Origin of the sequence: Pseudomonas sp. GD03862 (genome assembly GCF_029840855.1) — a bacterium.
Classification (GTDB): domain Bacteria; phylum Pseudomonadota; class Gammaproteobacteria; order Pseudomonadales; family Pseudomonadaceae; genus Aquipseudomonas; species Aquipseudomonas alloputida.
Map to the genome: position 1 here is coordinate 22,721 of NZ_JAOCDI010000020.1, position 20,322 is coordinate 43,042.

Consider the following 20,322-nt stretch of genomic DNA (forward strand, 5'->3'; position numbering starts at 1 on the left):
TGCGCGCAGGATTAAACCACAGGCAAAAAAAAGGTTCTTCACGGATTGCCGGGAAAGTCATTCTTGATCTTCATGAAAAAGAATTCGCTGTCCCGGTAACCGTAAGCCATCCGCTTGATCACCTTGATCCGGTTGTTGATGCCTTCCAGCTGGCCCGTATGCATCGGCCATCGCACCCTGCTCAAGATGCCGCGCCAGTATCCCTTCAGGCGTTTAGCAAACTGCTTCAGTGCCGGTATCGCGCTTTCATCAGCCAGACGCAGCCACTGCTTCCAGGCTGATCGCCAACCCCAGGCGGTGGTGGGCGACCACAGCGCTTTTAACTCTGCTTTCATCAGATAAACCGTCATCAGCGATTGGTTAGCCGACAGCAGATCCCTCAGGTGCACCTGTTGATCTTTTCGCTTGAGATTTTCCGGATTACGCAGCAGTAGCCAGCGTGCTTGCTTGATCACCCTGCGCGCGGGTTTGTCATGGCGCAGACGGTTGGCTTCGTCGACCCGTACCCGGTCAATCACCTCGCGCCCATACTTGGCGACTACATGAAACAGGTCGTAGACCACGCGTGCCTGAGGGCAGTGTTGGCGTACCTCCAGGTCAAATGCGGTGTTCATGTCCATCGCCACTGCTTCGATCCGCGCACAGCCTTCTGGCCCCAACTCCTCAAAGAAGGGCCTGACAGCCGCTCTGCTACGTCCTTCGCCAATCCACAGAACCCGGCGGGTATCGGCGTCCAGCACCACGCTGGCGTAGCGATGGCCTTTGAACAGGGCGAACTCGTCCATCACCAGGCGCCTGGGCTGGGCCTTTGGTAGCTTCTCTAGAGCGGCTTGTAGAGCTCGTCGCTCCAGCAAGCGCACACTGTCCCAATGCAAGTCAAACAGCTCAGCGACGTGCAGGGTAGGCAGCCGCTGGCAAGCCTGGATCACGGCCTCGGCCAAGCGCTGGGTCATACGCGAATAGCGATCAAGCCAGCTGACTGACTCCATCCGCTTGCCGCATGCGCGACACCCAACGCGCCGCAGTTCCACATTCAACCGTACCGCATGGCCAAGAATGGGGAGATCACGGATCGAACGCTGGCAGTATTCGTGGATGGCGGTGCTGGGCTGATGGCAGCCGCTGCAGGTGGGGAACCTAGTGGGCTGCGGAATCAGGTCGATCAGCAGATCGTCGCCGTCAGGCCTGATGGCAATGACAGAAAAGCCCTCCCAAAAGGGCAGAAACGTATTAATATCGTGCACAAGAACGCCGGTTTGTTGATGTGTTTGCTCGCACGAACATCATCCATCAAACCGGCGTTCTTGTTTCTGTCTTTCCCGGGATTCCGTGAAGAACCAAAAAAAAGCCGCATCTGTCGGGGCGGATTGACCGCTACGTGAGGCGTTTCTTAGGCGCCGATAAAAAAGGTAATTCCATCAGGCGAAGCCGTCAAACAAAAAAGCTGTAGTCCATGTCTGAAATTGTCTCATCGATACCTATTTTTCGGTTTGGTTTTGATCGCTTCGATAGCAGTGGATAAGCTTAGGACTCAGTTTCTAAATTTGAACTGGATGAGCGCTCAATCAACGTGCCTGATTTTCCATAGGTGACAAATTCAAAGTTTGCGGTTCCAATCGCCTTGATTTCTGTTTTTGCTCGCTTGTCAAGATCTTGCTTGACTAGGGAGTTTACTTTTTCAATCTCGGCTTCAGTCTCGTCTATCGTTTTTCTTAAGGCTTCAAAAGCACTGCCTAAAACAGGAATTTTCCCCAGTTCTACCCATAGATAGTTGTTCAAGAAACTGGTTAAGAACGCCCAGGCACCGTTGACTGAAAAGTAGGAGCCGCTGCTGCATTTCTTAATTGTAGATATGACCTTTGCGAGAGCCTCAATCATACTGAGGCTGTCAACATCCCCGCTATCCTTTATGCTTTCCAGTATTTTTACTATTTCTGAGAATAGCTCGGGCAGTCTGCTTTCTTTTCTGTAAAGTTCGAAGACACCGTCGAAGTCTATAGCTGAGCTTTTGTTGTCGTTAATGTTCCAAGTGTGTTCATTGAGAGAAGGAAGTGTCGGGATTAAGCTTTGTAGTAGTACAGAGCTTCTCCAATTCGGTCTAACTGGCCACTGATATAGTGTATTATGCTATGTAACCAGTTTGGTACATCAGTAGAGGGAATTACGAGCTTCAGGTTTTCGGCCGCGGAAAGTGCTTCTTGAGCGGCTTTCTTTTTGGTGCCTAAATCCTCGCTTGCCAATGCTTTAAGGAGGTGGGCTACCTTGCTTTTAAGTTCATTGTGCCTTTCATTGAGTAGCTTTAAAAATAGATCGATCATGCTGTTCGACAATTTTGGCCTCGATTTATTTTCTCAACAAAAAAGGCTGCCTTTCGGCAGCCCTTTGCCTCATTTTTCACTGAGCGTCGAATAAAACCCTTTAATGAATAGAGGTTTTATCAGCAAGAAACGAACGAAAGAATCAAGAAAACTGAACCGGATGATAACTTTTCACTAACGATCGAATGACGTTGGCAAAAAATATGGTGATTACAGGTAGGGCATCCGCTCAGTGACCGGGAAGGCAGCTAGAATTGCTAGCTTGCATCGTACGTTTAAATAGGAAGCAAGTATTTGATCACTCTTCTATTGGTAGAATGGCCGAATAATGCTAGATGAGCGTAATAGTATAAATTGGCTGCATGAGCGAACATTTACTTTTGTGTTGAAATTTTTTGCGGGCTGAGCTGATATGTTGCTGTTAGAAATCATCGGAGCGGTGAGGGTTGATTTTTTTCATGTGGTGAGAAACATCACTTTGCTTGATGAGCTGCTTTCCTGATAACTCTGGAGGGAGACCGCTTGCAATGCGTATTTCACCTTTTGCTAACAATTCCCTGAAGTAATATTTTAAACCTATGCGCGCATCAGCCATGCCAACAGTACAAACCACTTTCAAAAGTCCTCTTAGTTTCTTGTAGTCCTCTGGGCTTACCCAGCGTCTTTTTTGTGCATGAATTATTTTTATGTAACCAGTTTTGATGAAGTTTCTGGTTAAAGCACATGATGATATATTTAGCTTTATACATACTTCACGAGTCGATATTAGGGTTTTTAGGTAAGTTTTTTTTGTTTTCGCTTTTGATAAAACGAACCCTATGCAGGTTAAGTCGCGAACTCTGTAAATAGTTTCAGAAGCGACCCCTTGTTTTTCATGAACCGGGAAAATATTTTTCTGTGCCAAGAAGCTTCCTATTTTCGTAGTAGGTATGCCACACCATCTCGAAATCGTTATGCCGTTAACGTGGGTCGTTGCAAAATTTGTAGCTTTTGATTTGCTGATGAAAAGAGAGCTTTGTCCCCCATCGCAGTCAGAAGAGAGGTCATGAGTTTTTAAAAGAGATATTATGGTCTTTGCTGTAAGTTTTAGATATTTACTTGCCTCGAGGATTGTCATGCTTTCCTCTGTGGAGCTAGTGTTGTGAGATATTAAACTATCTATATCTTTTCTTAGGAATATGTGTGTGCTGCTACCATCCCGAAGCGGTCCTGTGATCGGTTTTATTCCTAAGCTGATTACCAAGTTGGTTGCGATAGGGACGCTTGTGCCAATCATCTTGGAGTAATCAGTAGCTTTCAAAAAATTATGTTTGGCAAATATTACTTCTGTAATTAAAAGGTAGATCGCCGTCGACCCTCCGCTACGCTTTCGGTGGGGAGTAAACCAACCATTTTTAATGAGAGCCGCTATGGAACTGTCTGTGAAGCCTAATAATTTGGATGCTTCATTAAAGGTGCAGTAAGCATCAAGGTTTTGCTCATCAACAAGCTTTAAATGATCCCCGGTTGCGGAGTTGCGTCTATGATATGGTTTATGTCCTTCTAGGTAATGAATAATGCTTTCGGTATCATGGCGATGTATTAATGTCAGGTATTTAAATGTAATAGGGGTATAGGGCGAAATATTCAAAGTATGCATGGCTAATCTTATAGCTCTTTTTGTCCGGTTTGTTCTCTCGGAGAGGTGGTCTAAGGTTTCGTACTTCTCTGTGAAGCTGTGAAGTTGAGCTTCTGACATTCCAATATTGTGATGGTTCGATAGGGTGGTTGTATCAAGCAAGTTCTCCCTAATTAATCGTTTAATTGTGTTTAAGGGTACTCTCAGTCTCTGTGCGACGACGTCTAGAGTCATGTTTTTTTCTGGTTCAATATTAGGGGTGAGATTTCGCCCCTTCAATTCTTCAGCTGCCTCAAGAAGCTGCAAAATAAGGTTCTCAGAGAATAGGTGTCCAGAGCCAACACTTCTCCATAAAGATTGTTGTTCTCTGAGAAAAATTAGCCATAATTTTTCTGGCAGTCCTATTAACTTTTTCAGCTGGAAACGTGATAACGAAAGTGGTTGCTTTTGCAGGGGTGTGAGCGCGGAGATTGAGATGGGCGAGAGTGAAAGGGGGGGCGCGTCGGATTCTAAAAAGGTAAGTACGGCACTTCTTGCTGCTTCCGTTTTCACTCGACTGAGTGCTGCTGATATCACCCTTCGCTCCAAGTGCGGGTGATGATAATGTAGCGTAAAGAGGTAGTTTTCCAGCGCTTTTTTGTCGCCTTCAACTATAGCTATGGCAGCAATCAATGTGTATCTGTTCTCGTCATGGCCTAAAACCGGAAATTTGTAGTTAAGTAAGAGCAGAGCACGTTCGAAATAATCGATATTTTCTTGTTTCGACTCTCGAAACCAGTTCAGCAGGGTCTGTTCTGGTTCAGCTTCTTTGGGATTGCAGGGAGGGGAGGTGATTTCGTTTTGGCATACTCTGCATTGAAGTGTCAGTGTGTTAAGCCAGTGTAAGCGTAGTTTACATGTTGGGCAGGTGAATAAGTAAGTTCTGTCATGTAAAGGGCAGTGCATGCATACTCTGAAATCTTTAATGAAATGCTCTTTTCCCGTCCTCCAGCATTCTGAACAAAAGCCTGTGCCTGACCAACGTAGCATTCTGTCCTTGACGGTGACTCCATTTACAATGTGATATTTCGAGCCTGCTATAACTGTTGGCGTGTAAAAGCCAGATAAAAAGCGATCTCCATGAACACCGGCTATTTTGGCGATCCAAGCTGGTACATTCCCTAGACTACTAAGTTGCTGGGCATTCGCATTTGAGGGTGGAGCCCCTAGGCTATGAAACTGCGTGGGCGAAACGCACCCGTGTTTAATAACCAATCGTTTAATTAGACTAGTTGGGCTTTCTTCTGGAAAGGGGAAAGGCACAAAAAAGAATTCGTTCATGGCGTTATCCTAAACTCCTGGATTTTTGATTGAACATCTTTGCTATATAAAAATTTAAAGCTGTTCATCGGATCTAATGAGAACGGATTGCCAGGAGTTAGCCTCGTGTCTAGGCTGAGCAGTTCACAAGCATAGTGAAAGTCGGCCAGTTTTAAGCCTTTACCGTCATCGCGCAGTAGGCATCGCTTCAGCGCAACGAAAAGTACCTTCCTCAGCCAACCCAGATTCCCGGCTGTTGCCAAGTAAAGATTTAATGCAATCGCTGGGTCATGTATATTTATTTCACCATTAAGCTTGGTGATTGTGGATATGGCCTCATCAAGTTTTTGTAGTGTGCGAATGTACTCCGAACTCGGATCTTCACTGTAGCTAAAAAACTCCATGTTGACTTGGTAGGGGAATCTTGTAGCAAAAGAGTCAAGATGCCGTCGAATGTCAACGCATTCTTCAGTGCCGCTAATTATTACTGGTTTGCCCAATGCATTAATGAAAGAAGCTATCCAACCAAGAGTCTGAGGGCGGATTTTCTTAGCAGTACCAACACACAAACGGTTAATTTCGTCTAAGAAAACTAGCTCAACACGCCTTTGCTTAAGTAAGTGAATAAGTTGTTGCGTCATTTCCTCGGTACTACCTTTGGGATTTTCGATGCCCAGTGCAATCAGCATTTTTCGCGGCATGCCTTTGATAGTAACTTCGCTAGGTACTTCAAAGTAGATTACGGAAGCGCATAAGTCGACGCCGCCTTCGACTTCTGCCGAATATTTTTCTTTGAATTGGCCCATTACTTGGAAGCAAAGTGTTGTTTTCCCGACTCCAGATTTGGCACATAATATAGCGCCGTAAGGTTCGCCAGACGTGTTGGTGTCCTCAATCGCATTGAGTAGTATAGAATGGGCAGCATTGAAGCGTGGGAAGTGAACAATGCAGTTTCTAAATTTGTTTAGCAGAGAGCTAATTTCATCGACTTTCAAATTAGTCATCTCCAAGTGTTATGGTGAAATCTCCAGGGGTATCACTGTTGTACTCATCGCAAGCCAGTGCGAGAGATAGCGCACGTGTTTGTGGCTCTGAGGACTCCGTGGGCTGTTGCAGATTTTGGTCTCCATTTTCCAAGGCTGCCATAAGTGGTTGGTAGCCTTTTTTATTGGCTTTAGCGATTTTCCAGAGAAGTTGCGTTCGTGCTTCTTCAGCCCTGCAATAACAATGGGTTTGCCTTACTGCTTTTTGCTGTGCTCGTATCATGTGATGGAAGTTTAATGTCAAGCCGTTTTGATATGCAGGATGTAGAGCGTTCAATGGCTGGATATCATCAGGGTGGCTAGGGTGGCAGATCCACGCTTTACCAACATCGCCAGCATCAAAATAAAGAACCAGCTTCTTGGCCTTGGGCTGTTTTGTCCTGAAATAGCTAACGGCGGGGCCCCACCAATGTAAGTTGTCGTGACGCACTCGTCCGCTTGCCGTACCGGTGACTTCCGCAGACCGCCAAAAGCAGCGCCGCAAATCGTCTCCAGAGAACCGATGTGGCTGAAACTGCGTGCTCAAGCCTATTGTCCAGGCTTCGTTAGGAGACATTTCCAGTGAGCTGTGCTTGGCTGCATGATAGGTGTCGAGCCACGCGGCGAAGATGCTCCTGGCTTGTTCGAGCGTGTACATTGCCTGCTCTTCCGAATTGTAATCACCCCTTGCTTCAATACTCCCTTTGGTTGTTCCTCGCAGTTGATGCTCAATCTCACAGGCCCACGTCTCGAAGAATCTCTCTACATGTGGCTTTTGGTTCGGTTCGCCTGGCTCGCAAAAGGTAACTTCAGCACCCATCAGCCACAGAACCTTTCTCAACGATTTGGCGATGAACTCTGAGCCGTTATCGAAAATGTACAGCTCTGACAAACCACTATGCGGGTTATCGGCGTTCAATGAATCTCGCAATACGAGAATGGTAGTGTCTAAAGAGGCAGGATTAAATGAAAGGTGCCATGCAATTATGAACCGAGTTTTAATCTCAATAAATACGGTAAGTACTGGTTTGCCTAGTGGCTTTCCGTGTTTATCCACTAATATTAAGTCCAAGGGGCGCGAGTCGGCTTCTACACGCTCGAACAGACGCTCAGGCTCAGGAATTGTTGCACCCCAGTAATGAGCTCTCTTCGCGGCCTTTCGACCGCGTTGATGGAGGGTGGTTTCGTGAGCGTCGATCTCATTAATTATCCTATAAAGTGTGGATATTGATGGGATACGAAATTGCTCAGTGGTGCGGCGCCGACTATTAAGCGCATCCAGCTTTAACCTGATGCTGCTGATTAATGCTGTCTTGGTAAATGGCGTCGTTGTCCAATAGAAACTGGCGATGTCGGATTTTATTAAGTTTTGGACCTCGAATGGTTGGTGCGAAATGTGTTTGTTTATGGGTCTGAAGGTATTTGGTATGAGAGAGGTAAAGTTTCTTCCTGCATCAAGGAATGTCCTTTTCCACTCCCATAAAGTGGTGAAGCTAGGCGCTTTATGTGGGCCTATTCTGTTAGTCATGATCTCAATGAACTCGGCATAAGTTCGTCTTGTTACCCAGGTGTATTCTTCCAATAATGCTCTGACGTAAGCGACCCGCGTTTCCAGAGTGCGAGCTGCCTTTTTAGGCAGCCGGGCAATGATTAAATTAGGGTCGGTCTGTATAGGGGCTTCTTGTATCTTCAGCATTTTACCTTGGTCAACAGCTCGCCGAAGAGCGGAGAGATACTGATATAAAACTTGGGGAGGCCCGTAGACCGAGCGTAATTGCACGCGCTCGCCGTCCATCTCCATGACTTGGTAATCTCTACCGCAATAGTGATAGCGTTCTCCAGCTCGAAATTCAGTCAACGCACGCATGTTAAGAATTCCGCACGCGGGAATCGAGATTGAAGGGTTGGCTAAGATTGACGGAGGTCATCTTGTAAAAAATTGAATAGGCAATGTCTTCAGGCAGATAGCCGCTGCTCAGTAGATGCCGGACTGATAATTCATCAGAACCTGAATCAGTGATTGTACCAACTACCCGATGTGCGCCTTCTGACGTGCCATGCAGGGCGTGATGGTAAAGAAGCTTAAGATTATCAGTTTTTGGGGATTGGCTAATGCTGGCGAGAGTGATTATTTCCAGAGTTAGCCCCGCTTCACCAAAGAGTTCGCGGAGCCCGCTCTGCCTATCTTTCTCTACTTGAAGGATGACAGATGCAGGCTTCAACAGTTCGTAGAAGACCATATGGCCTTCTTCGAACAAGGCGCAGAAGTCAGGGCTGTAGCACTGATTACTGCTTTCGAAGCGAATTTTTCCGGGCCGGCTGCAGTAGCCTGTGACCCTGGGGTCATATTCTAAATGAATACAAAAATCCGAATGCTGAAGCACCGCGCAGCCCACAGCGGACTTGTTTTTATTCGATGGGAAGTGGGTGACTCGCCTATGGTGTTGACCAGTCGTTAATTCAGCACGCGCTGTGATCGTAACTGTGCTTGGCAGATGGCGTTTCAGATCAAGTTCCATAAAGTCTCCGTATAGACGGGCTATGGGCTCTCTAATCAAAATTTTGATCTTCCCCTGCCTCAGGCTCTGACTGTGGGCTTGACGCGGGTCAGCGGGGAAGACATCCGCGTTGACTCCATTCTCACCCAGCTCGGCACACCTTGACAGACCATCATATAAATCAAATCTATCGTTCTGACGTAGGCAATTTTTCGAAAAATCAATAGGTTAACAAATGCGAAAACTTCTGCATTTGTGAATAGGGACGGCAATGACCGCTCCTTGTAGTGCCGCAAGTCCGTCATGTAGTGGTAAGGCTTGATGTGTAGTGCTGCTACATTTTTTGTTGCGACACTACATTCAGATGCAATCCGTTTCCTCCTTATGGGTTAAGGCGACACTGCAAAGGAGTAGTTATATGAGGGACAGCCGGTTGGATTTGCCCGAGCTCAGACGTGCTCGTGGGATTGCTTTTTCCGTTTCGGTGGCTGAATGCTACAGGTGTCAAGACAGTGCTGCAGCGGTAGCAGCCTGTGAGGCAGCCCACGACATAACCGTCCTTCCACGAACGGGAACACCTCTAGAACTGCTCAAGCTTTGGCGACGCCGATTCAAAGGCGCCGTTGCTTCTGAGCCAGCTCGAGTGATTTTGTATGAGCGCTTTCCCGACCTCCGTGGCGTTTTCGATTCCTCCTTGTGGAGCTTGCTTAAGCCAGATTTGTTGTCCACACGCGTTGAAGAATTAGCGCGATCGTTGCGCTTGAATGGCAAGCAGTTGGTGGGCTTCAGCCCGAAGTCATTGGAAATACTTTCCGACTGCCCTCATTGGCAGCGGCTCGCTCCGCTTCTCGCGATCCTTCGTTCGAAATCGAGCGCGTTCCTCATGCAGCGCCGCTGGTTGAGTAAGTCCTTTGCAGCTTTTTGCTGCTTGATGTGTGTGCGACCAGGTCATAGAAAACTGGCTGTACCGCTTTGGAAGGCAATTGATTCATTAGAGGACCAGGGTAAGCTGGGTGACATAGCGTTTTGGCCGGCGGACGGGGCGTCGTTCGAGCGCCTCGTGATGAAGCAGATCAAACTGGGTGATCGGCTGATTAGTCGCGGATGGGTCGATGGTTGGGACGATGAATGTCTGCATTGGCTTTGGTCATTGGCTGAACCACAACACACTGGGTTAGTGGAAACGCTACTATCCACGGATGTAGTCCCGCACGTCATGAAACCGCCCGCGGTAGCCATTGAAGTGCAACGGGCATTAGTCAAAAGGGCACGATTTGTTGTCACGCTGTCGATGTGAAGAGGGATCAGACCCTCCAGATCACTCAATGTCCTCCGAGCGATAGGCCCAGGTCGGTAAAGGTTTGCTTGCTATGGTACCGGTCGAGTAGCAATACCCTGCCGATGTTCACGCTTGCTCCGGCGTTGATCACATCAAACGGGTGAGTCAGATTGTCATCTACCCCAGACGACAAAGCTCAACGTCACGGTGTTGAGTACATTTGTACTCTAGACGGAATGTCAGGATGATAATCTCATGCCGACACCTACAGAGAATTCCTTGACTGGACGGTGTGGGAGAACCGCTTGTAGCCCCTGGTGAGGCATCGTCACTAGTATCAAAATCCGCAGTTGGCTCAACAGGTTTGCACATTTTTCTGCATAAGTTCCTGTCCACCCTGAATCAGGTGACGCGGGCCTTTCATCGCTTTTCCACTGGTTGAACATGGCTGTTATCTACACATTCTTTTGCAGGTATTTTTGGACTGATCTACGCGTACTACCGCGGCAGCCGATCCGGACCAACGGGCCGGCCAGCCTATAGCGGCAGCGAGGCACCTAACCGGTCCCGCCTGACAGGTCAATGGCCGGCCTCCCTAGTGATGACGGGCTGGCCTTGGGGTGAATCTTATCGCTCATTGAAAGGCTGGCCGAGGGGCAACTTCACTGAGTCCAGGATGCCCCGGGGCTGGACGGATTTTCTCCAGTCTGGATACTTCCGTCACTGTCATCAATGCCGACATGCTTCGAGTCAATCGCTCACCACTTTGTGTCTTCATTGCCGTAGCTGCTTAACGATCTCATAGGGAATGCAAGATTAGCGATCAAATACTTTCTCAGAGCTCCCCTAGCGCAAAGCTCGTTTTTCACTCTTGTTATGCAACGGTGCTCAGAGCAGCTGATGCCCGTTACGATGTCCGTGGCTACGTGTTATTCAGATGGGCTGGGCTTGGCCTGGATCATACCCATTGACAGCTGCGGACTCCTGAATGACAACTGTCCACATTCCATGAAATGTGGACAGTTGATTTATCAAGATTTCACGATAGTCAAGGTATCCGTCCGGCCAACACACCTTCCTGACGCCTCCGCCGAAGGTGGGTTGGCCGGACGGATACCGAGAGCCAACCGCTAGCCCAGCAGGCCGTGGATACCTTGAGACGTTACCTTGCAGCCTTGGTCGCTGGTATCCCAGAATAGGACGTTGTGTCGTCACTGCGTTAGCTGTTCAATGGAATTATAGGTGTTTAGAGATTAGCGATCGAAATTTGCCCCAGAGCTCCCGTGATGCAACGCTCGTTTACCACTTTTGTTATGCAACTGTGCTCAAAGCGGCGGATGTGCGATACGACGTCCGTGGCTATCTATTATCGGAGTTAGTCAGCCTTTGCTTAGGCAATCGCGCAACCGTGCCTCTGGCCTATCGCGCCCGTTACGAACGCTACGTGCAAAGCGAGGCTATTGCGTTTGTGGAATCGTTCACCGGTCAGTTGCTATTTGGCTCGGGGCGATTCTCTCCTCATGAATACAGATACAGGGTAGAAGGACCGGTAGCTCCTAGAAGGCATCACCATCACCAATCAGACCTTCCCGACGCAGTTCGGGCTCACCAACGGGGCGTTGTGCAACATGACGGTATTTAGAATCCTCGTACTCAGCTCCCAATTTCCTGACAGGTGTTGGAGCCTAAAGCATCGCTGCTTCATGAGACGCCGTGAACAAATTTTGATGACAGCTGAGCAAGTGTTGGGCAAATCTGAGCTGGCTGAAGCATGGCTCACCAAGCAGGCGATTGGACTTAGCCGGCGTCTGCCGTGCATGCTCTTGGAAACTGATCAGGGGTACATGGAGATTGTGGATTTCCTGACACGGCTCGATTACGGTGTCTATTGATCGCGACGTATACTCTAGGTACCAGTTGCTGCCTGCCCCGATGCTGCCCCATTCGAGTACGAGACGACTAAGCGCTTGGGCAGTGTCGCTGAGCGTAATACTATCCACCTAAATTTCATGACACGCGGGGTGCCCATGAAGCAGATCAAACACGAACCCAAGCCTCTGATGATCGCCCGTTTTCAAGCAGAAGCACGCCAAGCACTGCCCAAGCGCAGTAACCAAAGTCGCTTTCTCGACATTGCTGCCTCCAAAGACCGTAGTTGGGAGCCTGTAGGGCGTCTGGCAGGTTAAGTCTACCTGCGAAAAAGCACTTTTCCGGGTCCAGCGCTAAGCCTGTTGTGTCAGCTTTCTACTCGCTTACGGTGGTAACGTATCGTGATTTGGTATGTCTACGACTTTGGCCAAGCCTAGGCAAATGTTGAGGCAACCCATCAACCCTGTAGCGCCCCGTACGCCTCACTTCGGGCGGCATCCAGTACCCGCGCCGGGTCTTCCACCATCGCATCCTTCGGCATCTGCCCCCCCAAGTAGCTATTGGATGAGCCGAACCAGAGCGCCACAGCCCAGTCTGGCTTGCTGGAACCGAGCGCCGCGATGATGGCCGCCAATGACGAAAATGGTCGGAAGTTGGAAGCGGGGTCAAAGGCATAGAGGGGAAAGTATTCCTTGTCCTCATGAGCCAGCGAGAAGATGTTGCCCGCGCGTTTCCACTTCTTGAGTTCAGCTCTGGATTGCTCTGTGCTCAGCTGAGCCAGCACTGCAAACGCATCGACAGTCAAGAAGTCACCGCTTCTCAGGAGGCGTGCTTTGCCCTTTTCCAGCATGGCCGTTTCACGGGAAAGGGTAGGGCGCATAGACATGGATATCCGTCTGGTGATCAGTGGCCGCCTACCACCCAATTTAATGATATGTGGTCAGTAAGCTCACAATCTAGCCTGTACGGGCGACCCAGGGTCGTGAGTAGGAACCTCCAGGTCGCTGTGGCGGGCTAGCCTAGTGCTGAAGGGTTATGAGGCTATCCGGGAATTTTCTGTTCATAAAGACTGGAACGTCAGCTTTTTCTTAAGCGGCCCATGAAAATCTTAATTTCTGGAGTTTTTCTGCATTTTTTCTTAACTTTCCTGCCCGCATGCGCTGACGCACACAGCGACGCTCGTGTGTGGAGCGACGACTCCGCGCCAGGCTCAATTCGTCATTGAATTGGGCTGTCGGATGATCCCGGCTCGACCAAGCCTTGCAGGCGTGCCAGTTGTTGCGCCTGCGCACGTAGGAGGCGCTGGTCATGTCGGTGGGCTAAGAGGTAAGACCTGGACTTCTCGCGTAGCAAGGTGATCTCGCCCGCCATTATTTCTTCCTGCTGATGCGCCTGGTTCATGAGCCGCTTCTCGGCCGCCAAGTGCTGCTGCGCGGCGTTCAACTCACGCTCGAGCTGACGGAGCTGTTGCTGCTGGAAGCCCTGTGCGCCGGTCGAACGCTCAAGATCACGGTAGAGTTGAGTCAGTTCTTCCTGGCGGACAGCGAGTTGTTCACGTAATCCCCGCACCTCGGCTTGTAACTGACTCAACTGCTGATCATGCCGTTGCAGTTCTTCCTGGCGTTGTAACTGATGCTGTTGGCGAAAGTGCTCCAGCGATTCACGCGCCTGTTGGTGTTTGGTCTCGAGCGAGTGGATCGTCGCCGCACGCTCCTCGAGGAGCTGGAGCTGCTGTCGGCACGCCTCCTCAAGACGCCGTCGCTCACCTTCGGCCAGCTGCAGTTGGCCCGTGAGCTGCACTTCACGCAGACGCAACTGCCGATGGGCCTCCATCTCTGCGGTGTGTGCCACTTGCAACTGCTCGAACCGCGCGACCTCCACCGCACGCTGCTGCTGATAGGCCGCTTGTTGCCGTTCCAGGCGGGCACGATCGACGGCGACCGTGGCCTGCGCTTCGTTGGCCAAACGCTCAGCTAGACTCTGCAGCAGCGCCTGCAATTCTTCCGACAGATTCACCTGTGGCGGGTGGGGTTCTGCCACGTCCAGTTCACGCAGGTAGCGAAGGATGGTGGTCTTCGAGCCCGTGTGGCCGAGTTCTGCACGCACGGCCTCGATACTGGGTGACAGACCACGGGCGAGGAGGGCATCCCGGGCGCGCTGCACGAGCGCTTTGTTGATTCCGGCGCGGGCCATGCTGTTGCTCCCACTTTTTCGTACTGTTCAAACAGTATGGAAGTACACGTGTACAGGCGCCTGATCCGATCCGAATAATCGGACAGACTGACGTTTGAGAAGCCAAGTTTCTCGAACGTGATGAGCCTTCTAGCGGTGTTTTTCTGCGTGCGGGGGTACAGATGGAGGCGGTGGTGGACACTTCGCCCGAGCGTTATCTCCAGGCCGCGCGTCGAGCCAGTACCGAGCGACGCTACGCCCAGGCCCTCGCGCACTTCGAAGCGGAATGGGGCGGCTTGCTGCCTGCCTCCAGCGAAAGTGTCGTGCGCTACCTCACGTATTACGGCGACCAACTGACAGCCCGTACGCTGCGCGTGCACCTGGCCGCTTTGGCGCGCTGGCATCAGCAGTTGGGCTTTACCGATCCCACCAAATCCTCTCGGGTGCGCGATACGCTGAAGGGGATTCAGGCGTTGCATCCGCAGCCGGTGAAGCAGGCCGAAGCCCTGGCGCTTAAAGAGTTGGAAGCCTGCATCGCCCAATTAGCTAAGGAGCTTGCGGATACGCTGCCCGCGGTGAGGCTGCGCGCTGCGCGTGATCAGGCGCTCATCCTGCTTGGCTTTTGGCGGGCATTTCGCAGCGATGAGTTGAGCCGGTTGCGCATTGAGCACATTCAGTTGCGCCAAGCGCAGGGGTTGGAGGTGTTCTTGCCGAGTAGTAAAACCGATCGGAGCAATCGCGGCCGCGTGATGAAGGTCCCAGCACTCAAGCGTTTGTGCCCGGTCGCGGCTTATGAGATTTGGTTGAATGAAAGTGGGATCACCGAAGGCGCACTGTTTCGCTCAATCGATCGCTGGGGACACATAGAGGAGCATGCACTCCACCCCAACAGCCTCTCCCGTTTGTTACGTCAGATTTTTCTGCGCAGCGGGGTCGATCCGGAAGGATACTCGGCACACTCGCTGCGCAGAGGATTTGCCACCTGGGCGAGTGCAAACCAATGGAGCAGTAAAGCGCTGATGGACTATGTCGGGTGGCGCGATGTCCAGACGGCCACGCGTTATATCGATGGTGACGCGCCGTTTGGTGAATGGGCGCGCTGATCGCTCACGTAGCCTTTTAATTACCCGTTGCCGATCATTAGCGGCCATGGTCAGGATCTATGCAGGGCGTCGGCTATCGACAATCTTCAAAAGATGCGACGCCATAATGATCATTTCCCTCGCCTCTGAGGCATCCAGGCCTACATGACGATGACTTTGCGGGTTTTTGTAGCTACCGATTGCACCACACATGAGGCTCATCAACGCTTGCCGCTCACCAGCTTCAGCGGCTGAGTCAGTCAGTGGACCGCTCTCTGGATTGAAAGCACGGGCTGCGAGCTTGGTTCCCAGCCACTCGTCACCGAGACCGGCCGCTTGGCGAATGGACACTTCAAGTAATTTAAACGCTTCGAAGACTGCTGTATCAAACAGCTCCTGTTTGTACAGCCGAAGTGCCATCGGCTGTAGCGCGGGATGAATCATTTCCTCGGGAAGTAGTCGATCTGCCATCCAGTTTTTGAGCGGAATCGCCTTCTCATAATGGCGTTTTCCCAAGCGCGTCAGGGAAATCCACTGAGCCTCATGATTCGGGTGTTGGCAGATGAAACCGTTGGAGTACAGCCAGCTCCAAGCTTCCGAGCACGCTAACAAGGCCTGCTCACAGCCATCATAATCGGCCTGTACGCTGAGGAAAAAATTGTGGGCGCATTCGCTGTCGTGTGGGCGCTGTAGCTTGCTTCCCAGCACTTGAAGCACATGCTGACTCAATTCCAATAGGGGAGCTTCATATAACTGGGCAGCCGTCGTATAGAAATCCTTTAGATTTGCCATGTTCGTGCTCCAATAAGTAACCACCCAGATCGTTAGCTTAGATTGATTTGGGAAGAAGTGATCCCATTGTAGGGCGATCTTTCAAAGAATAGCGCAGGGTCCAGCGGTGCCTTTCATGAAGAGATGGTTTCCATCCAAGGCCCCGGCAAAGCTGGAACACTAGGATAGATAGCTCAATCGAACCGGACGGGCTTTACTCTTAAAACACGGAGGTCTGCGGGAAGACCTCACATCGTAAATGTAGTCACGTCCTCGGTGCGCTCAGTACTTTGCTAGCTGGAATGGAGTGATGGGTCATAATAATGATGGGTCATATTATGACCGCAGATGTTCAAAAACTTTGAAGTCTTCGTCATTGGCGTTATTACGTTTTTGGTTGTCGGATCGGCCGACCCAAAACTCAGGATTATCTGCTATGGCAGACCGTGCCTTCATGAGACTGAGTATTCCCTTCCTCAAATGTTCGATCCACGTTTAAGCTTTGGGTGTGTATATCGGCGCGGGCTGTAGGCAGCAAAAACGTCGCGCTTGTGAAGTCTATATCGTGGTAACACCCTCACTAAACTTCCATTCTGTAGCGCGGATGCGGCTACAAAGTCTGGGATTAGGCAAATGCCAAAACCTTTCGTGGAGAGTGCCATGACTGCCTCGGACATATTCGCCCGCGACGACCAGCATACGTTATGCGTGCTGGGCTGCGGACTAAATCACACCTTGGCTTGCCAGCAGCCTTCCTAGGCGCGTCACGCGTTATGGCGAACAACCCTACGCCAGCGGATTTCAGCGTTGACTGCGCGTCTACGGGAGAGGTATTGACTGGTGTTACCGAGCACTAAGATATCTCCCGCAAGTTTCACCGTTCGCGGCTGCACCTGGCCAACCCAATTCGGGAACAACGACACTGCGATGGTGTGCGTGAGCTCGCCCGAGTGCTCGTCTATATGAAAGGGGCCGCTGTATGAGATGTACGTCATCCCTTGATCGCGGTACTCCGCATCGGTGCCCTCAAACCAGTCACCCGAGGAAAACAATGCCCGACGGGGCATGCTCAGCTGAGCCGACATATAGCCATCTGCCGTGTAGATAATGAACCCTTCAGGTTTGTCACCGAAGGGTTGCACTGGCGCAGAGCCGTCCACTGGGAATTCCGTGTAGGTGACGAGCGCCCAGGTTCCAACTAGCTTTTCACGCGTACTCATGGTCAAACCTCACATTGTCTGCTGCATGTCATTGTCGATCGGCAAAAGTTGTCCAGAAATGGACTTGCCTGCGTCCGATGCCAGGAAGACTGCCAGTTCTGCAATGTCTTTCGGGTCCACCAGGCGCTGTAGCGATTGAACAGAAAACGCCTTGGTACGTTCTTCCTCCACGGAGTTGCCGCTCAGGTTGGCTCTGCCTTTAAGCACGCTGTCGAAACGTTCCCCTTCGACAGCCCCGGGCAAAATGGCGTTGACACGAATTCCAAACACGCCGAGTTCACGAGAGAGGCTTTTGGTGAAACCAATCAATCCCCATTTGCTGGTTGAATAGGGGGATCGATCGGGATATCCCAGTCGCCCCGCAACTGAAGACATGTGGATGATTGAGGGATGGGAAGAGCGCTTGAGGGCAGGAATGGCCAGGCGCGTCACGTTGAAGGTCCCATTCAAGTTAATCCGCATGACGTTGTCCCACTCATCCGGGTCAAGCTGATCTACGGGAGCAGTGGGGCCGGATACCCCAGCATTGTTGACGAGCACATCTAGACCCCCCATGGCTTCGATGAGGCCTGGAATGGCGTGTTCAAGGCTGTTGCGCTCGGCTACATCGCACACCGCGGTGCGAATACTGGGCTGCTCCAATTGAAGACGGTTCAAGCCTTCGGAGTCGATGTCTACGACTGTGACATCCGCGCCGCGGCTGTTGAACGCCAGCGCGATCGCGTACCCGATACCAGATGCTCCGGCTGTAATCAGTACTCTTTGCTTGCTCATGGTCAATTTCCAATTGCGTAGGTCTGGCTGAACAATAAATTCACGCGAAGGTATCCATGAAATTGTTTATCGTTATGCGACCTATCATTTGGGTGGATTGGTTATGGACCTGTCGCGTATTGATCTCAACCTTTTGGTTTCACTGGACACGCTCCTGGCTGAGTTGAACGTGACCAAGGCGGCTTCACGCCTTCACATCAGCCAGCCGGCAATGTCTGCACAGCTTTCACGCTTGCGCGAGCTAATGGGCGACCCGTTGTTGGTCCCGATACAAAAAGGCCGGAGCATGACCCCCACCGCCCGGGCGTTGGCGCTGCGGCGCCCGCTGCGCTCGGCGTTGAAGACGCTTGGCTCGGTCATACAGAGTGAGTTGGGATTTAATCCCTGGAGCGACAAGAGGGTCTTTCGGATCGCCGCCTGTGACACAGCTTTGAGTACTATCTGTGAGCCGTTGATCGCCTCAATCACGAAGCACGCAGGCTCCCAGATCCAGGTGTCCATCAACGCCGTTGACCCCGAACTCATAGGTCGGCAAATGGAGGAGGGTGGGTTTGACCTATTGATCGACTCGAGCCGCGGTATTCCGCCGGGGATGAAATACACGGCACTGGGGACTGATCAGTTCGTCATGGCACAGCGCAAAGGGCACCCTCGTGGACACAAGCCTCTTACTTTGGATGGGTACTGTGAACTCAATCATCTTGTCGTTTCGCCAGAACGGGAAAGCTTCAAAGGCTACATGGATGACTATTTGCGCTCCGCGGGTATGAGTCGAAGGATTTACCTTACGGTGCCCACCGCGGTGATGGTTCCAGGCGTACTGATGTTGACAGACTTGGTTTGTACGATGCCTCGCATGCTCATTCAGTCCCGCCACGAAGCCATCGAAACGGTTGAGTTGCCGTTTGAAAGCGAGCCTTTCCAGCTCATGTTGGCTTGGCATCCTAGGGATGATGCTGACGCGGCTATTCTCTGGCTGCGTCAGTTGGCTCAAAATCTGCCCGCACCATTTCAAACCTGACCGAGCGGTGCCAAATAATTTCGTTATCTGGATAGCGGCTACTGGGCCTGGATAGTCATGTTCGAGGTCCGGAGGATAATTGGAGCTGTGGTCGATTTGTTGGCCATACCTCAACGGCTTTCAAAAGCCTCACAGCCCTGACAACGAAAAAAAGAGGGTTTGCTTCATGCCAGGTACGATGTTGGCTGCTCGCCTCCACGAAGTTGGTGGCAAATTTACCGTCGACGAAATTCCGCTTCCTGATGTTGGCGAGCATGACGTCCTGATCAAAACTGCCGCCTGCGGTGTTATCCCAAATCTGCGTAACGTAGTCACAAATTTCCCTGAGTGGTACCCGTTCCTACCTCTGCCGGAGCTGCCTGCTGTGTTCGGGTTGGATGCCGCAGGTACTGTGGTATCGGTTGGCCGCTCTGTGAAAGATTTCAAAGAAGGTGACCGGGTCTATGTCAATCCAGGACTGAGTTGCGGCAACTGTAAGCAGTGTCTGGCTGGCCTTCCGACGCGGTGCGCTAGCTACACCTTCATGGGCTATTTCGGATTCAGCCCGTCTTCGAGTGACGTATTTCGCGAGTATCGCCATGCCGGGTACGCCCAGTATCTTCGAGCGCCTGCGCGTAACCTGATCACCTTGGCTGACGAACTGCCATTCGAGGTTGCCACACGCCTTGGATACTTGGGCACAGCTTACTCTGCGTTGAAAAAGCTTGAACTCACGCCCGGTCAGAGCTTGCTAGTACTGGGGGCTTCAGGAACCTTGGGTATCGGAGCCACGCTTGCTGCATTAGCGATGGGCGCGACGGATATCATCGTGGCAGCGCGAGATAGGAGTGCACTCGAACGACTTCGCCAATTGGCCCCAAAACGCATTCGCTCCCTACAGATCACGAGTACCGACTTGCACGCAAGCATTCGTGACATGGCTCCGGGAGGAGTCCACGCGATAGTTGATACGCTTGGCGCGAAAGCTCCAGCAGAGCTTTCTGTTTCGGCTATGAACGCCGTCACGTCGGGAGGAAAGATCGTACAGATCGGCGGCGTAAGCGGACCTATTCCGATCGATCCTCACCCTTTCATGTGTACCCAGCTTCATTACATCGGCTCACTGTGGTTTACCACAGCAGAAGCGCAGGAGCTGATGGCGTTGATCAGAGCGGGATTACTCGACACCAATCAGTGGGCACCCCGTCCTTACACACTGGACCAGCTCAACCAAGCCCTCGAAGATATCCAAACCGATGCCAGCGGCTTCTTGAACTATCACATCGTGCACGCATAACGGCGAAGCAAGGCGACGACACAGATCGTCGCCTTGACGTTGTTCTCAGCTCTCTTATGTTGGTAGGTTGCTGGTATAAGTCATCGCCGTTTTGGAGGGCTTT

Annotated in this window: 18 protein-coding genes; 6 read left to right on the top strand and 12 right to left on the bottom strand. The window is 51.1% G+C overall.

The window, feature by feature from the left end; genetic code table 11:
* Positions 1–38 precede the first annotated feature (38 nt).
* From N5D53_RS14730 to N5D53_RS14760, 7 genes are all read right to left on the bottom strand, one after another.
* Entirely contained in the window at positions 39–1,244 is a 1,206-nt protein-coding gene (locus N5D53_RS14730; protein ID WP_104960601.1) for an ISL3 family transposase, read from the bottom strand.
* A gap of 280 nt (positions 1,245–1,524) precedes the next feature.
* On the bottom strand, positions 1,525–1,878 hold the full coding sequence (locus tag N5D53_RS14735) for a hypothetical protein (RefSeq protein WP_064491737.1): 354 nt from the start codon (positions 1,876–1,878) through the stop codon (positions 1,525–1,527).
* Positions 1,879–2,060: 182 nt separating this feature from the next.
* Positions 2,061–2,318, bottom strand: a complete 258-nt coding sequence (locus N5D53_RS14740) for a hypothetical protein (RefSeq protein ID WP_190869638.1) — start codon at positions 2,316–2,318, stop codon at positions 2,061–2,063.
* Positions 2,319–2,739: 421 nt separating this feature from the next.
* The gene (locus N5D53_RS14745; protein WP_221100984.1) at positions 2,740–5,256 is read right to left on the bottom strand and encodes a hypothetical protein; all 2,517 of its coding nucleotides are present in this window, start codon (positions 5,254–5,256) and stop codon (positions 2,740–2,742) included.
* A complete protein-coding gene (locus N5D53_RS14750; RefSeq protein ID WP_221100985.1) occupies positions 5,253–6,230 on the bottom strand; it encodes a TniB family NTP-binding protein in 978 nt (325 codons plus the stop codon). Before N5D53_RS14750 ends, N5D53_RS14745 begins: the two co-directional genes overlap by 4 nt.
* A 1-nt stretch (position 6,231) precedes the next feature.
* Positions 6,232–8,124 (bottom strand): DDE-type integrase/transposase/recombinase, encoded by a 1,893-nt coding sequence (locus tag N5D53_RS14755; protein WP_221100986.1) that lies wholly within the window; start codon positions 8,122–8,124, stop codon positions 6,232–6,234.
* A gap of 1 nt (position 8,125) precedes the next feature.
* Positions 8,126–8,776: a hypothetical protein gene (locus N5D53_RS14760; protein WP_221100987.1), complete on the bottom strand. Its 651-nt coding sequence runs from the start codon at positions 8,774–8,776 to the stop codon at positions 8,126–8,128.
* Positions 8,777–9,173: 397 nt separating this feature from the next.
* Between N5D53_RS14760 and N5D53_RS14765 the strand changes: the two genes are divergently transcribed.
* From N5D53_RS14765 to N5D53_RS14780, 3 genes are all read left to right on the top strand, one after another.
* Complete coding sequence (locus N5D53_RS14765) at positions 9,174–10,052, top strand: hypothetical protein (RefSeq protein WP_221100988.1); 879 nt, start codon at positions 9,174–9,176, stop codon at positions 10,050–10,052.
* Between the two features lie 1,685 nt (positions 10,053–11,737).
* On the top strand, positions 11,738–11,926 hold the full coding sequence (locus N5D53_RS14775) for an antitoxin Xre/MbcA/ParS toxin-binding domain-containing protein (RefSeq protein ID WP_221100989.1): 189 nt from the start codon (positions 11,738–11,740) through the stop codon (positions 11,924–11,926).
* 135 nt (positions 11,927–12,061) lie between these two features.
* Positions 12,062–12,220 (top strand): hypothetical protein, encoded by a 159-nt coding sequence (locus N5D53_RS14780; RefSeq protein ID WP_221100990.1) that lies wholly within the window; start codon positions 12,062–12,064, stop codon positions 12,218–12,220.
* A 140-nt stretch (positions 12,221–12,360) separates the two neighbouring features.
* Here N5D53_RS14780 and N5D53_RS14785 read toward each other — a convergent pair whose 3' ends face one another.
* Positions 12,361–12,783 carry a hypothetical protein gene (locus N5D53_RS14785; RefSeq protein WP_279840508.1) on the bottom strand — a complete coding sequence of 141 codons (423 nt, stop codon included), beginning with the start codon at positions 12,781–12,783 and terminating at the stop codon, positions 12,361–12,363.
* 338 nt (positions 12,784–13,121) lie between these two features.
* Entirely contained in the window at positions 13,122–14,096 is a 975-nt protein-coding gene (locus N5D53_RS14790; protein ID WP_221100992.1) for a DNA-binding protein, read from the bottom strand.
* A gap of 173 nt (positions 14,097–14,269) precedes the next feature.
* Between N5D53_RS14790 and N5D53_RS14795 the strand changes: the two genes are divergently transcribed.
* Positions 14,270–15,178 (top strand): site-specific integrase, encoded by a 909-nt coding sequence (locus N5D53_RS14795; RefSeq protein ID WP_221100993.1) that lies wholly within the window; start codon positions 14,270–14,272, stop codon positions 15,176–15,178.
* A gap of 57 nt (positions 15,179–15,235) precedes the next feature.
* On the opposite strand, the gene N5D53_RS14800 is transcribed toward N5D53_RS14795, so the two are convergent.
* The 3 genes from N5D53_RS14800 to N5D53_RS14810 all read right to left on the bottom strand — a co-directional run bounded on the left by N5D53_RS14800 (position 15,236) and on the right by N5D53_RS14810 (position 17,922).
* The gene (locus N5D53_RS14800) at positions 15,236–15,949 is read right to left on the bottom strand and encodes a TIGR02391 family protein (protein ID WP_221100994.1); all 714 of its coding nucleotides are present in this window, start codon (positions 15,947–15,949) and stop codon (positions 15,236–15,238) included.
* 743 nt (positions 15,950–16,692) lie between these two features.
* Complete coding sequence (locus tag N5D53_RS14805) at positions 16,693–17,148, bottom strand: lipocalin-like domain-containing protein (RefSeq protein ID WP_259674179.1); 456 nt, start codon at positions 17,146–17,148, stop codon at positions 16,693–16,695.
* A 9-nt stretch (positions 17,149–17,157) separates the two neighbouring features.
* Positions 17,158–17,922 carry an SDR family oxidoreductase gene (locus N5D53_RS14810; protein ID WP_221100997.1) on the bottom strand — a complete coding sequence of 255 codons (765 nt, stop codon included), beginning with the start codon at positions 17,920–17,922 and terminating at the stop codon, positions 17,158–17,160.
* Between the two features lie 103 nt (positions 17,923–18,025).
* Here N5D53_RS14810 and N5D53_RS14815 point away from each other — a divergent pair, with 103 nt between their 5' ends.
* A complete protein-coding gene (locus tag N5D53_RS14815; RefSeq protein WP_221100998.1) occupies positions 18,026–18,943 on the top strand; it encodes a LysR family transcriptional regulator in 918 nt (305 codons plus the stop codon).
* 166 nt (positions 18,944–19,109) lie between these two features.
* A complete protein-coding gene (locus N5D53_RS14820) occupies positions 19,110–20,219 on the top strand; it encodes an alcohol dehydrogenase catalytic domain-containing protein (protein WP_221100999.1) in 1,110 nt (369 codons plus the stop codon).
* Positions 20,220–20,322 lie beyond the last annotated feature (103 nt).